This is a genomic window from Agarivorans sp. JK6 (assembly GCF_045277145.1).
Classification (GTDB): Bacteria; Pseudomonadota; Gammaproteobacteria; order Enterobacterales; family Celerinatantimonadaceae; genus Agarivorans; species Agarivorans albus.
Genome location: NZ_CP113525.1, coordinates 2,036,435 through 2,050,300, shown reverse-complemented (window position 1 = coordinate 2,050,300; position 13,866 = coordinate 2,036,435). Strand labels below are relative to the sequence as shown.

12 protein-coding genes are annotated in these 13,866 nt (G+C 44.2%); 6 read left to right on the top strand and 6 right to left on the bottom strand.

The window, feature by feature from the left end; all coding sequences use genetic code 11:
- Positions 1–1,353 carry a hypothetical protein gene (locus OV592_RS09635; RefSeq protein WP_406611228.1) on the top strand — a complete coding sequence of 451 codons (1,353 nt, stop codon included), beginning with the start codon at positions 1–3 and terminating at the stop codon, positions 1,351–1,353.
- 28 nt (positions 1,354–1,381) lie between these two features.
- On the opposite strand, the gene OV592_RS09630 is transcribed toward OV592_RS09635, so the two are convergent.
- The 3 genes from OV592_RS09630 to OV592_RS09620 form a co-directional block, all read right to left on the bottom strand.
- Positions 1,382–1,573: a bacterioferritin-associated ferredoxin gene (locus tag OV592_RS09630; protein ID WP_016401894.1), complete on the bottom strand. Its 192-nt coding sequence runs from the start codon at positions 1,571–1,573 to the stop codon at positions 1,382–1,384.
- Positions 1,574–1,644: 71 nt separating this feature from the next.
- Positions 1,645–2,397, bottom strand: coding sequence for a Nif3-like dinuclear metal center hexameric protein (locus tag OV592_RS09625; RefSeq protein ID WP_016401895.1), 753 nt, complete (start codon positions 2,395–2,397; stop codon positions 1,645–1,647).
- Between the two features lie 66 nt (positions 2,398–2,463).
- Positions 2,464–2,667, bottom strand: coding sequence for a DUF2517 family protein (locus OV592_RS09620; protein ID WP_016401896.1), 204 nt, complete (start codon positions 2,665–2,667; stop codon positions 2,464–2,466).
- A gap of 136 nt (positions 2,668–2,803) precedes the next feature.
- Between OV592_RS09620 and OV592_RS09615 the strand changes: the two genes are divergently transcribed.
- A complete protein-coding gene (locus OV592_RS09615; RefSeq protein ID WP_406611227.1) occupies positions 2,804–3,613 on the top strand; it encodes a DUF1853 family protein in 810 nt (269 codons plus the stop codon).
- 2 nt (positions 3,614–3,615) lie between these two features.
- Here OV592_RS09615 and fbp read toward each other — a convergent pair whose 3' ends face one another.
- A complete protein-coding gene (gene fbp, locus OV592_RS09610) occupies positions 3,616–4,626 on the bottom strand; it encodes a class 1 fructose-bisphosphatase (RefSeq protein WP_016401898.1) in 1,011 nt (336 codons plus the stop codon).
- A gap of 221 nt (positions 4,627–4,847) precedes the next feature.
- On the opposite strand from fbp, the gene imuA reads away from it, so the two are divergent.
- The 4 genes from imuA to OV592_RS09590 are packed head-to-tail and all read left to right on the top strand — an operon-like array spanning position 4,848 to position 10,615.
- Positions 4,848–5,474 (top strand): translesion DNA synthesis-associated protein ImuA, encoded by a 627-nt coding sequence (gene imuA, locus OV592_RS09605; RefSeq protein ID WP_016401899.1) that lies wholly within the window; start codon positions 4,848–4,850, stop codon positions 5,472–5,474.
- 27 nt (positions 5,475–5,501) lie between these two features.
- A complete protein-coding gene (locus tag OV592_RS09600) occupies positions 5,502–6,884 on the top strand; it encodes a Y-family DNA polymerase (RefSeq protein ID WP_406611226.1) in 1,383 nt (460 codons plus the stop codon).
- Entirely contained in the window at positions 6,884–9,943 is a 3,060-nt protein-coding gene (locus OV592_RS09595) for an error-prone DNA polymerase (protein ID WP_406611225.1), read from the top strand. The genes OV592_RS09600 and OV592_RS09595 overlap by 1 nt, the downstream gene beginning before the upstream one ends.
- Positions 9,944–9,979: 36 nt before the next feature.
- Positions 9,980–10,615 (top strand): CDP-alcohol phosphatidyltransferase family protein, encoded by a 636-nt coding sequence (locus OV592_RS09590; RefSeq protein WP_406611224.1) that lies wholly within the window; start codon positions 9,980–9,982, stop codon positions 10,613–10,615.
- A 164-nt stretch (positions 10,616–10,779) separates the two neighbouring features.
- Here the strand turns inward: OV592_RS09590 and OV592_RS09585 are convergent, their stop codons facing one another.
- On the bottom strand, positions 10,780–11,550 hold the full coding sequence (locus OV592_RS09585) for an SDR family NAD(P)-dependent oxidoreductase (protein ID WP_406611223.1): 771 nt from the start codon (positions 11,548–11,550) through the stop codon (positions 10,780–10,782).
- 251 nt (positions 11,551–11,801) lie between these two features.
- Positions 11,802–13,613 carry a polysaccharide lyase family 7 protein gene (locus tag OV592_RS09580; RefSeq protein ID WP_406611222.1) on the bottom strand — a complete coding sequence of 604 codons (1,812 nt, stop codon included), beginning with the start codon at positions 13,611–13,613 and terminating at the stop codon, positions 11,802–11,804.
- Positions 13,614–13,866: the final 253 nt, after the last annotated feature.

The following is a 13,866-nucleotide window of genomic DNA, read 5'->3' as shown; positions in this document are numbered from 1 at the left end:
ATGACGGCAGGGTCATTTGCTTTAAATGACGAAGAATTGGCGCTTCTATTAGCGCCAAGCTCAGCCCCTGCCTCTTCAAAATTACTTCGAGTATTGTGGTTTCAACAAACGCCTATTTGTAACACCTCCCCCATTGAACACATTTCTGTCCAACAAGTTGATGAATTACAGCTGCAGCTTCAGCAATCCAATGAATTTGACGCGATTGTTTTAAACTGTGCCAAATTGAATAGTGAGCAGCTAGCTTTACTCGCTGATTTACTTGAAGAGCAATCGCAGATTTCGGTATTTTTGATCGGTGAAATGCCCGCGATGTCTTTTGACTTACCCGATTTTATCTACTGCTATAGTCAGCAGGAGTTAGATGAACAGTTTGCTCATTGGGGCGACAGCATTAACCAACAGTACCAACAATGGGCTAACAATAAGTTCGTTTACTTATATAACCCTCGACCTACAGAACCATTGCGGCAACAAGTGCAAGAATTAGGTTTTAGCTTTTGTGAGTATTGGCAGCCGCAGCAGCAAGGTATTGCTCAGCAACTCCAGCAGGCTAACTTAGTGATGCTGGCAGTCTACGATGATGATCCACATATCATTGATACCATAGAGCGTCTTGCGGCTATCTTGCACCGCCCTGGCTTAATACTGGTTTTTCAAGAGCAATCTAAACTGAAAAACAGCATAATTTTGCTGGCAAAGCATTATGGTTTAAACCTATATACGTCGATCACAGTTGGGCAATTCAAAACCCAAATAGGCTACTTGAGCCGTCAGTTTTTCCGCTTATATCGCCACAAGTTAAATCAACTTAGTCATGCCACTAAACATAGCCAGTATCTGATTCATGCAACGACAGACAACAGCTTAGTTGGCTACTGGGATTGGCCAACAAGCATTGAACAAGATGAACAGTTTAATACCCCGGTTAATGCAGTATATTGGCACCACTTTAAGCAAGAGCTGAATCACCGTAATTTGGCGCTAACGCAAATAGCCGATCATTACTCAGAAATGATGTTGGTGTTTAGCCCTGAGCTGCCCATGGAAAATCTAACTAGCTTAGTGCGCATTAAACAACAAAACGTGCAACTAGCTTGGCAACCCAACTTAGTGGCTCAACTAATAAACAATCCCACAGTGTTGGATTTAATTGATGTGCTAGTGATTTCTTTGGATATGTGGATTTTGCTCAACGTAAACAATGACAATCGTGGATATTGGCAAACCATAAAACAGCGCTGCTTAGAGAAACAGGTGTCATTAGCGATATTAGGCGTGCAGCCTGAGCTTATTCAATATTGGCGGGATAAAGGATTTGATTTGTTAATTCACCGCGATGAAGCGGATTAAGTAGCTAAGTAGCCTAAGCAAATGCTTACTAGGCTACTTCGTAGTACTTAGGTGTAATAGATAATTCTTTATCAATGATGGTTTTTGCCATTCTGGCACATTTTCCACACTCAGAAGCAACGCCATTCTTTTTGCGTACATCAGCTAAGTTTTCACAGCCCTGTTGTACTGCTTCTTTAATTTGCTTATCAGTAATGCCGTGGCATAAACATACAAACATTGCTTCACCTCATCAATCACAATAAAGCAATTATATTGCGAACTATTATCATTCGCAATATCTTTTTAGACTTATACCGGATTATCTACATCAATAAAGGTAACATCTAGGTCGTGGGTTTCTGCCAACCACTCCCCTAGTGCCTGCGCGCCATAACGTTCGGTAGCGTGGTGGCCAGCGGCAAAGTAATCAATGCCCATCTCACGCGCAGTATGTACGGTGTTTTCAGAGATTTCGCCACTAATAAATGCATCTAAGCCCTGCTCAGCAGCCAAACCAAGGTAGGATTGACCACCACCAGTGCAAATACCTACTTTTTGAATGCTATGGCCATTAGCGATATGCAAAGGTTTACGCTGCAGCACCTGCTCGATACGTTTGGCGAACTCTTCACCGGAAAGTGGCTCTTCTAATTTACCCACCATGGCTACGCTACGCGGATCCCACGCTTCTAGACCGCGCTTTAAAGTAATGCCAAGGCGCTTAGCGAGCTGTGCATTATTGCCAAGCTCAGGATGTACATCTAAGGGTAAGTGGTAGCCATAAAGGTTAATATCGTGGTTTAACAACGCTTGCAGGCGACGACGCTTCATACCGGTAACCACTGCAGCTTCGTTTTTCCAAAAGAAGCCGTGATGAACCAAGATGGCGTCGGCTTTATGCTCAATGGCTTGGTCAATTAAAGCTTGGCAAGCTGTAACACCAGTAACAACTCGCTTAACCTCTGCACGACCTTCTACTTGTAAGCCATTGGGACAGTAGTCTTTAAACTTAAAGCTTTCTAAGTGCTGGTTTAATATGTTTTCTAATCGGGTATTTTTCATTACATTAACTCACAATAGTTTGGCACATTGTAAGTAGCAGACCCAGCTTTAAACAAGCCTTATAGATTAGAACAAAACAAACTGGTTAATTTTGTCAGCTTGCTGCATCCAACTTGGACGATCATTGCGTTTAATCCACTGGCGGTGTAATGCGCTATAGAAAGGCGCTCTTAGGCCGGCAAGGGCAACAAAAGGGAAAGAAACCAAACCCACTAAAAATAGTGCGATACGACGAACGATGATAATGCTGGTAGAAAATTGCTTACTCATTTCGAACACCTCAACTGGTTAGACCACTAAATAGTAGCTAACATTCGGTAATAAAACTACAAAAACCGGTAAAACAGTCGAGATAAAAAGCAAAATCTTTAAATAAGTGTAAATTAATAACAAAAGGGCAACATTTGTGAATAAAAAAGCATGGGAAAATGATCTGCACTGGTGTTTAAACGCACCTGCTTTGCTGCCTCATGCCCTGCCTTTTATGGTTGACTCTACCTGGCAACAACAGTGGCAATGGACGCTTAAGGAGCATTTACCCCATATAGCTGAGCCACAGGCTAACTCTCGCTTAGGTTTATATTTTGAGCAATTGTGGCGGAGCTTAATTGAAGCACACCCAGAATGGCAGCTACTCGCCGATAATGTCGCTGTGCAACAACATGGGCGAACCCAAGGCGCTATCGACTTTTTGCTGGTAAACCATCAGCAGCAACAAATAGAGCACTGGGAGCTAGCGGTGAAGTTTTACCTAGCACGCAATGCTTCACCTTGCGCTTCTGATTACTTGGGGCCCAATCAACAAGACAGACTAAGCAATAAGCTCAGTAAATTACTGCTCAAGCAAATCCCTTTAGGTAAACACCCACAGATCCAAGCATTAGCCCAAAACTATGCCAACTACTCTTTTAAACAGCGCATTGTGTTGCCCGGGTATTTGTTTAAATTGGGCAATGATAGCCACCCCACTCCACAAAATTTGCATTGGTATAGCCTAACTCAATGGCAGGCAATGCAAGCTCAGGGGTGGTATATATTAGCTAAGCAGCAATGGCTTAGCCCTAACGCTTATCCACTAAGCAAAGCAGGTAATGTAGTAGATGTTTCACGAGGCCCTGTACAACTCTACTTACCAGAGCAAGCAAAGCAGCAGGAAAAGCGTATCTTTGTTTGCCCTGATGATTGGCTCACCAGGGCAAACAATATTAAGAGCTAGTTTTACTGTTCTTCAGATGAATACTCTCGCATCATCTCTTCAACGGTTTCAACCATATGTTTACTGCCACAAAAGAAGGGAACCCGCTGATGCAGCTCTTCTGGTTCAATATCCATAATACGAGTAAAGCCATCACTGGCCTTGCCCCCTGCTTGCTCAATCAAAAAGGCCATCGGATTACATTCATACAATAAACGTAACTTCCCTTTAGGTGCAGAGGCCGTTGAGGGGTAGATGTAAATTCCGCCTTTTAGCAAGTTGCGGTGAAAATCAGACACTAAAGATCCAATGTAACGCGAGGTATAAGGTCGATTGGTTTCTGGTTCAATTTCTTGGCAGTACTTTAAGTACTTCTTAACCCCAGTTGGAAACTTAAGATAATTACCTTCATTGATTGAGTAAATTACCCCGTCATCAGGAATGGTCATATTCTCATGAGACAGGTAAAACACCCCTAACGATGGATCACAGGTAAAACCATGTACCCCATGACCTGTGGTATACACCAGCATCGTCGATGAACCATATACCACATATCCTGCAGCAACTTGGCGATGACCCGGTTGCAAAAAGTCCTCTAATACTGCTGGCGCACCACAAGGGCTGATACGCTTATAAATTGAGAAAATGGTCCCAACCGACACATTTACGTCAATATTTGAGGAACCGTCTAAAGGATCCATTAGCACAACGTATTTACTGTCGATAGAACGAGCACTGTCAAAACTAACAAACTCATCCTCTTCTTCTGAGGCTACGCCACATACCTCACCACGCGCCTCAAGCGCAGCTTTAAATTTCTCGTTCGCATATAAATCTAATTTTTGTTGCACTTCTCCTTGCACATTTTCTACGCCAGTAGCGCCGATAATATCAACTAACCCTGCTTTGTTGATCTCACGGTTAACTACTTTAGCGGCTAAACGAATAGCCCCTAATAGCTGAGTAAGCTCCCCTGTGGCATCGGGAAACTGGTGTTGTTTTTCTATTATGTATTCACCAAGAGTTATCATTTTAATCCCTATTTATTAGCACGCTTCCTATGAAAACCTTTTCAGCCTTCAATGTTATTTTGCAAGTATTTACGAAAAATTACTAGCACATCAGTTTAATTGTCATACATATAAAGCAAAAAAAATATTTGCAAAATCTCCAAACAAAGAATACTGTATATACATACACTGTATAAAAACACAGTTAAACTTCGACATTGACTTAGAGCATGGAGCGAACAATGGCACAACAAATTGAACAACTGCTACAAAGCAACAAGGTATGGCAAGGCAGCCAATGGCAACACAGTCATCTTGATGTTCATTCAAGTGGCTTTGCACAACTCGACCAACAACTACCTAACCATGGTTGGCCACAGGGCGGCATCACCGAAGTGTTGTACGAAAAACATGGCATTGGCGAGTTACAATTATTGCTTCCTGCTCTAGCTAAGCTTAGTCAACAATCGCGCTGGATTATTTGGGTTGCACCGCCATTTATGCCTAATGCCCCTGCACTACAACAGCACGGCGTAGATATTAGTAAAGTCATTGTTATTCGACCTGAGCAGTGTAGCGATGCCCTGTGGACCATTGAGCAAGCATTAAAAAGTGGCTCTTGTAGCGCAGTATTAGGCTGGTTAGACGGCTTAGATTTAAAAGCCAGCCGCCGCTTGCAGTTAGCAGCAGAACAAGGAGATTGCTTAAGTTATTTATTTAGACCGCTACAGCAACAACAGCAAAGCTCTAGCGCCAGCGTAAGAATGGCCTTGCACCCTAGCAAGTCACCAGAACACATTAACTACCATCTGCTAAAACGTCGTGGCGGCGCCCCGCTCTATGAGCAACATATTCCACGACTTAATTAATGCCGATGCCTTTTATGCAAGTGCAACATGTATTGGATTTACCTTGATTTTCCCCAGCTCGCGTTGGACCTACTACAACGCGAGCACCCCAGCCAACAAGCCTTGGCAATACACCACAACAAGCAAATTATTCAGTTAAACCAAGTCGCACATAATTTGGGGGTGTATTTAGGCTGCTCACTCAATACGGCTTATCAGCTAGCACCTCAGCTCTGCTTATACCAACAAAGCGATTTATCTTGCGATGCTTACTTTATGGATTTAGCTCAACAGGCTTTGCACTATTGCGCTCAAGTCGCCACTCATCCCGATAATGGCTTATATATAAGTGGTGCCGGTATGCATACCATTTACCCTAAACCAGAGCAGCATGTGTCTAAGTTGGTACAACACTATCAGCAACAACAGCTTAGCTTTCGTATTGCCCATGCCCATAGCGCGATAGCTGCCCGCTGGTTAGCTCGCTCAAAAGATATTAAGCAAGCAGGACCGGGAATTACTCAGCTAGCAGATTTACCACTGAACTTTAGCGACTTACCCTCTCACCAAATCACGGCTTTACAAGCGATGGGCTTATATACCATTAAACAGCTTAATGGTTTACCTCGGCCAGAGCTGCGTAAACGTTTAGGCGAAGATAGCCTAGCGTTACTCGATCAAGCCTATGGACGATTAACGACTCCACTGCGCTTCATCACATCACAAGCCCATTACCAGCAACGTTTTCCGTTGTTGGCCGAAACCCACACAATTCAAGGTTTAATGTTTTCACTAAAACAAGCTTGCCAGCATTTTCAGCAGTGGTTAAGACAACACCAGCTTTGTAGCAATATATTAGTACTGCACTTAAATTTTAGAGATAAACCCAGCGAACAAATTATCTTAAAAAGTGCTCGTTTATTACAAACCAGCCAAGATTGGCTAGCACTATTTCGCTTAAAGTTAGAATCTACTCGCCTAGCAGCTGCGGTGATTGAGTTTAGCTTAGATTGCCAAGCCCTTTATCCTCTTGGCCACCAAATCACCGGTTTGTTTGAACAACAGCAACCCATTAGTGATAGCTTGCTGTTTGACCAATTAAGTGTGCGTTTGGGCGAGCAAGCAATTAGCCGCTTAAGCTGCCAAGCAGATTTTCGCCCCGAATTCGCCAGCCAATACCAGCCTTTGTCTCGGCATGAGACACTTAATTACCCTAAACAGTTTGCTCGCCCTTGCTGGTTACTGCCGCAGCTAAAACCAATCAATATTGAACATTACATCCTACTCTCTGAGCCCGAACGCATCGCTAGCGGGTGGTGGGATGAACAAAGCATTAACCGAGATTACTACATGGCGCAAAGTCCCAATCAAGGCCTGGCTTGGGTATGCCAAGAAAAACAACAGTGGTACCTGCACGGCTGGTTTGCCTAATGAATCACTCACTTTTCGCCGAGCTTAATGCCCAGAGTAACTTTAGTTTTTTATACGGCGCTTCACACCCAGAAGAAATGGTAGAACAAGCCCAGCGCTACGGCTATCAAGCCATTGCCATTACTGATGAATGCTCATTAAGTGGAGTTGTTCGAGCCCACCAAGCCGCCGAACCATTAGCCATTAAGCTTATTGTGGGTAGCCAATTTACCACCGATGAACAATGCCAATTGGTGGTTCTGGCTAAAAATCTTAAAGGTTATCAGCAACTTTGTCGCTTTATTACCCAAGCAAGAAAGCACAGTAAAAAAGGCAGTTATCAAGTCACACTACAACAATTTGATCAACGACTTAACCAATGCTTACTCTTGGTTAAAGCCACTCCTGCGCTACAAGCAATACACCTTAAGCAACTGCAGCAACAATTATCTCAAAGCCTCTATTTACTGTTACATAACGACTTATCTCAACCCACTAAAGTGCTAAACAGTTACAGGCAATTAGCCAAACAACACGCAATACCCTGCCTTGCATCGATTAACCCACGCATGCACTTGGCTAATAGAAAGCGTTTAGCCGACATTCTTGATGCTATTCGCCAACACAGCACTGTGCAGCAAGCGGGATTTTTATTAAGCAGTAATGCCGAACGCCGCCTATTACAGTGGCCTCATTTAAAACAGCGCTACTCTAGTGACGAATTAGCCCTTAGCACTCAACTTGCTGCGCAATGTTGTTTCAGTCTTAATGAGATCCGCTACCAATATCCTAAAGACAATGTACCGGCGGGTTGCAGCGCCCAGCAATATCTGCGAGAACTTGTTGAAACAGGCATACAACAGCGTTTTGGTGAGCAGCTTTCTGCTGAACTACGAGCGCAAATCGAACATGAGTTAAACTTAATTAGCGAGCTAAATTACGAACACTACTTTCTCACTATTTACGATATTGTGGCCTACGCACGGCAGCAAAACATTCTCTGCCAAGGGCGAGGCTCTGCCGCCAACTCAGTGGTGTGTTATTGCTTGCATATTACCGAAGTTAACCCTAGCCAAGTGGGCTTACTGTTTGAGCGCTTTATTTCTAAAGAACGTAATGAACCACCAGATATCGATGTCGATTTTGAGCACCAGCGCCGTGAAGAAGTCATTCAATACATTTATCAAAAATATGGCCGTGACCGCGCTGCTTTAGCTGCCAGTATTGTCACCTACCGCACCCGCAGTGCAATTAACGAAATAGGTAAAGCCCTAGCTATTCCTGCGCATATATTACATGGCCTTAACCATAATATTGATTGGCGTGATGGCAGTAACTCAACCAGCCAAAAAATTGTTCAAGCTGGCCTATTACCAGAAGCTAATGCACGCAATTTTGCTGAACTAGTGGAACAACTACGCGGCTTTCCTCGTCACTTGTCACAACATGTGGGCGGTTTTGTTATTGCCCAAGACAAGCTGTGTGACTTAGTCCCCATAGAAAATGCCGCCATGGCCGATCGCACTATCATCCAGTGGGATAAAGATGACTTAGAAGCACTACATTTAATGAAAGTAGATGTACTGGCTTTGGGAATGTTAAGCGCCATTCGCCGCTGCCTTGCCAGCTTAAGCCAACGAGAACAACGCACCATTAGCCTTAGCGATATTCCACAAGATGATAGCGCCACTTACGACATGTTATGCAAAGGCGACAGTGTGGGCATTTTCCAGGTTGAGTCACGCGCACAAATGAGCATGTTGCCACGGCTAAAACCTCGCAACTATTATGATCTAGTGATAGAAGTGGCGATTGTTCGCCCCGGCCCAATTCAAGGCGATATGGTGCATCCTTACTTGCGCCGACGTAATGGCGAAGAGCCGGTAGATTACCCTAGCCCAGAAGTAGAAGCCGTATTAGCGCGCACCCTTGGTGTGCCAATTTTTCAAGAACAAGTGATTAAATTGGCCATGGTAGCAGCAGGATTTAGTGGCGGCGAAGCAGACCAACTGCGTCGCGCTATGGCCACTTGGAAGCGCAACGGCAAGCTAGCCTACTTTCGCGATAAACTCATCAACGGCATGCAACAGCGCGGTTACCCTGTCGCATTTGCTGAGCGTTTATTTTCGCAAATTCAGGGGTTTGGTGAATACGGTTTTCCCGAGTCTCATTCAGCCAGTTTCGCCTTACTGGTTTATATTTCGTCTTGGCTAAAATGCCATGAGCCAGCGGCATTTTGCTGTTCACTACTTAATAGCCAACCCATGGGCTTTTATAGCCCCAGCCAATTGATTCAAGATATACAACGCCACGGAGTGAGTATTCTGCCCATCGACATTAACCAAAGCGATTGGGAACATAGCCTCGACTACAGCCAAGATCCTAAAGGCGCAATTAGATTAGGATTAAAACAAGTAAAAGGACTAAACAAACAAAAGTTTGCTCGCTTATTAGCAAATCGACCGAGCCAAGGTTTTAGCCAACTCAGTGAATTAACCCAGCAACTCGACAAAACCAGCTTAGAGTCTTTAGCCACTGCCGACGCTTTTGCCTGTTTAGCAGGGCATCGCCACCAAACCCGCTGGCAAATGAGCGGTACCGAGGCCCCCTTACCACTATTTGCTATGCCCAAAGAAGCACCGGTAAACTTAACTGCACCTAGCGAAATAGAAGATATTCGCCAAGACTACCGCGCAACTAGGATTAGTTTGCGCCGTCATCCACTGCATTTATTACGTGAACACCAAGCATTAAAAAATTGTTACTCACAAGCGCAATTGCATCACTGTAAACACGGTCAGTTAGTTAAGGTGGCAGGTTTAGTGGTGGGTCGGCAACGGCCAGGTTCTTCAGCCGACGTCACCTTCGTCACCTTAGAAGATGAAACGGGCAACAGCAATGTGATAGTCTGGTCAGCAACGGCTAAAGCGCAGCGCCAAGCTCTTATTTCTTCTCGTCTTCTAAAAGTACACGGACGATTAGAACGCTGCGATGAAGTGATACATATTATTGCAGGGAAGCTTGAAGACTGTTCGTGGTTACTCGCCGATTTATCGGTACGCTCGCGAGACTTTCGCTAAGCATGCGATAGATAAATAACAGCAAATAGGACAACAATGTTAGACCGTTACGCCATAAAAATTATAAAAGCACCATTAGATTACAGCGCTAAACAACTCGATAATGCCGGTTTAAGTGCCAATCAAATTACCCTTATTGGTTTTTTTATTGGTTTAAGCGCCATCCCTTTTCTCGCTTTTCAGCAATACCATGTTGCCTTGGCGCTTATTTTACTCAACCGGACTTTTGATGGCTTAGATGGCGCATTAGCGCGCCGACAAGGTTGCAGTGATTTTGGCGGCTACCTCGACATTGTTTGCGACTTTATTTTTTACTCCGGCATTGTGTTGGGTTTTGCGCTAGCAGCTCCCGAGCAAAATGCCGTTGCGGCCAATGTACTTATTTGGACCTTTATGGGCACCGGTTCAAGCTTCTTAACCTTTGCAATTATGGCCGCTAAACGCAACATTGATAACACCGTGTATCCGCATAAGTCTTTGTATTATTTAGGTGGCTTAACGGAAGGAACAGAAACTATCGCCACCTTTGTACTATTTTGTTTGTTCCCACAGCACTTCGCTAAATTGGCATTTATATTTGCCGCTTTATGCAGCATTACAACGGTAACTCGAATACTGGCAGCTAAAGCCACATTTACCGACAATCGCGGCACTAACAACACCGCTGCGTAAACAAAAAAACCGGTAATACTCTGTATTACCGGTGGCAACTTGCCAAACTAAGCGTCAAAACAATAACAGGCAGAAATTATCGTTCACCAAACACTTAGCGGTTTATGTAACTTAATAACGCAATCACTGTGCAGAGCCTAGCTCTGCACAACTTGGCCAAGTAACTACTCTGCAGCTAGGTTGTTATAGGCATTAATACTCATACCTGCGGTAAAGCCACCATCTACCCCTATCGTTTGTCCATTAACAAAGGCACAGTCGGGAGCGGCCAAAAAGTGAATAATGGCAGCAACCTCTTCCGGCTCGGCGATGCGACCCAACGGCACTGCTTTATGCTCCATGCGTAGTTGAGGCTCACCACCTTCGGCTCGCGCCATTGGTGTATCCACCGAAGTTGGGCAGATGGCATTCACCCGAATATTTTGCTCACCTAATTCCAAGGCTGCGGTTTTAGTAATCCCCAGTACCGCCCACTTAGAACTTACATAAGGGGCTAAGTAAGGCACGCCTTGCACACCCGCTGCAGACGCAACATTCACAATGCTGCCGCCCTGGCTCATGTACTGTGTGGCGTGTTTAATGCCATATACCACACCCATGGTGTTCACATTAAAATTGAAATCAAAGTCTTCTTTTTCAGACTCAAGCAAAGTGTTGTAGCCGCGATTAACCCCAGCGCAATTAACAACGATGTCGATTTTCCCGCATAAATCATTGGCGACAGCCATTAAGTTGCGAATGGAGTTCTCATCAGATACATCAGTTTTTACAAAAATGCCGCCAATACTTTCAGCAAATTCAATCGCATTTTTTCGCCCAGCAATCACCACTGTTGCTCCAGCCTCAGCCATGCGTTTTGCGGCAGCGGCACCAATACCAGACGTGCCACCGGTAATTACGGCAACCTTACCGCTTAAATTAAATAGTTGATTCATTTTATAGCCTCTTGTCGTTGGTGCAGCCCTATGCCGCCTTGAGTAGAAACAAGTTACCTAAATTAAGCAAAGCAATAGAGTTACACACTGGAACGCTAGGTAAGTTACCTAAGTAAATAGCTGAGCATTGAAGATAAGTTTTTACCACTAGCTAAACACATAGGAAGCCGAGTTACAGCAAGGAAGTTGGGGAAGGAATCGTAATAACAATAACGGCAGCCGAAGCTGCCGCTATCTACAACTATTTAATATCAGTAGTTGTAGCCGTCATGGGTGTTACTTAAAGAATAGAATGTAGCTTGAACATAATCGTCTCCATCACCACTCTTATTCTGGTTATAAACCCCTGCTTTAAAGTACATGTATTGGCTAGAGCTATCATAGCCGCTATTACTCATATCTACTGTTTGTACAACATCTGCTTTATTAGGGCGAGAAATAGTCACTGTTAAAGTATTAGCTACTACTTTAATTTGATAAGAAAACTTCTCGTTTAATGCGATACCATCAGTAGGGTTAGATGCGCTATTAGAGCGACTTCCTATCATTTCGTAGTATTTCTCACTGCCTGAGCGTGGCTCATGCGCAATATAGATAGAACCCCGGTCATTGTTTTTTAGCTTACGGTAGTAAATACGCACTGGCTCATCATCATTGGCATGAATTTGCCCAATAATCACTCTGCCGACTTGCCCACTATCACCGCTAGTTGTTACATGGTTTACCGCCAATGTTGCATCTAAAACACCATTTACACCACCTGCTTTAGTTTGCGCTGAAGATGGAGCACTAGAGAATACCCAGTTGTTTTTGCCCACTCCTTTAGTGCTATAACTAGTATTTCCTCGGCGCAGCATTTCTCGTAGCTCTGAACGGGTATAACTGGTGCTAGAAGATGTTTTAGGTCCAGAGATTGGCGCTTTGAAAACCATACCGCCGTCGCTAGCAGTATAGAAAAACTCATTGCTGGTGTAACCATTAGACAAAGCCTGCTCTTTTATCGTGTCGGCTTTACCATCACCATTTTCATCTTCTGGAACACTTAGCGTCCAATCCAATAAGTCAAAATTGCCTGATGGTGGTAATGATGGATTAAGGCTGGGATCTACAGGTTCAATCGGATCAACAGGATCGACCGGGTCAACAGGAGCGGCACCATCACTGCAGCCAAAGGCTTTTGCCTCAATAATACTATTCCAGTTATTGGCCGAATTTCCCTGCCCAGTAATACGAATATAACGCGCTTGGCTTTCGGTTAAGGCGTAACTCTCGTATGCACTTTGTGCACCACTAGAATTTGCACCGCTAAGCACCGATGTCCAAGAAGCATTATCACTAGAAGTTGCTACATCAAAATAGCTGGAGCGCTGGTCACCTTTTAACCAAATCACATCTAAGCTGGTGACAGTTGCATTGGCTTGCAGATCAAACACTATTTGCTTACCAATGCCTTGAGAAGACCAACGCGACTCAGTTGTTAGGTTATTGTCGATGGCATTCTCGGGTCCATGCCCATCATGAGTACCATCATCTTTAGCAGAAGCAATGGTTAACTGAGTAGGCGAATCACAACTTCCAGTTTCTGCAGGAGGCACACTTGGGGAGCTTGCACTGCTGTTTAAAGTAAAATTATCAAAGCGCCCCTCCACACCATTGTACTCTGCAAACACTGTTGCTTGGGTGTGGGAGCCACTATTCGCACTCACTGTTAACTCGGCCCAATCAGTGTTTCCACTCACCTTTTGGCTATATACTTGTCCGCCAATGCGCAAGCCTATCGTGCCCGCCCCTTTAATAAACGCACTTAAGGTATAGGTGGTATTGGTTTGCAAATTCACCGTTTGCTCTACTGAGCCACCACTTCCACTAATTTTTACCGCTTTCGTGCCTTCATAGGCAACCCCCGACAAAGAAGAAGGGTCAACATCTACCCAACCTTCAAACTGGTTAGAACTTTCAAAGCTTGGATTAGTGATAGAAACACTTTCAGCTAAAAGTGTTGATGAGTGGAACAAAGCAATGGCGCCTATTGCCACAGAAATGCGATTACGCGTTAATCTCATTGTTACATCCTATTTAATTTACCCTAGTGGGTAGTCCGTTCAGGCCAACAACCAGTATCTTGGGTTGGCGAGCTACACATCCTTTGCTCAAATAGGCCAACCGCTATCAACCACCTGCGAATACCCCTATTAACCACGGCATAAAAAATGCTAAATAAAACATTAACAATAAATCATACAATACCACCTTTAAGTGGATCACAATTTCATTTTTAGCCTTACTTTGTTAATAGAATTTTGACGCAACTCACTG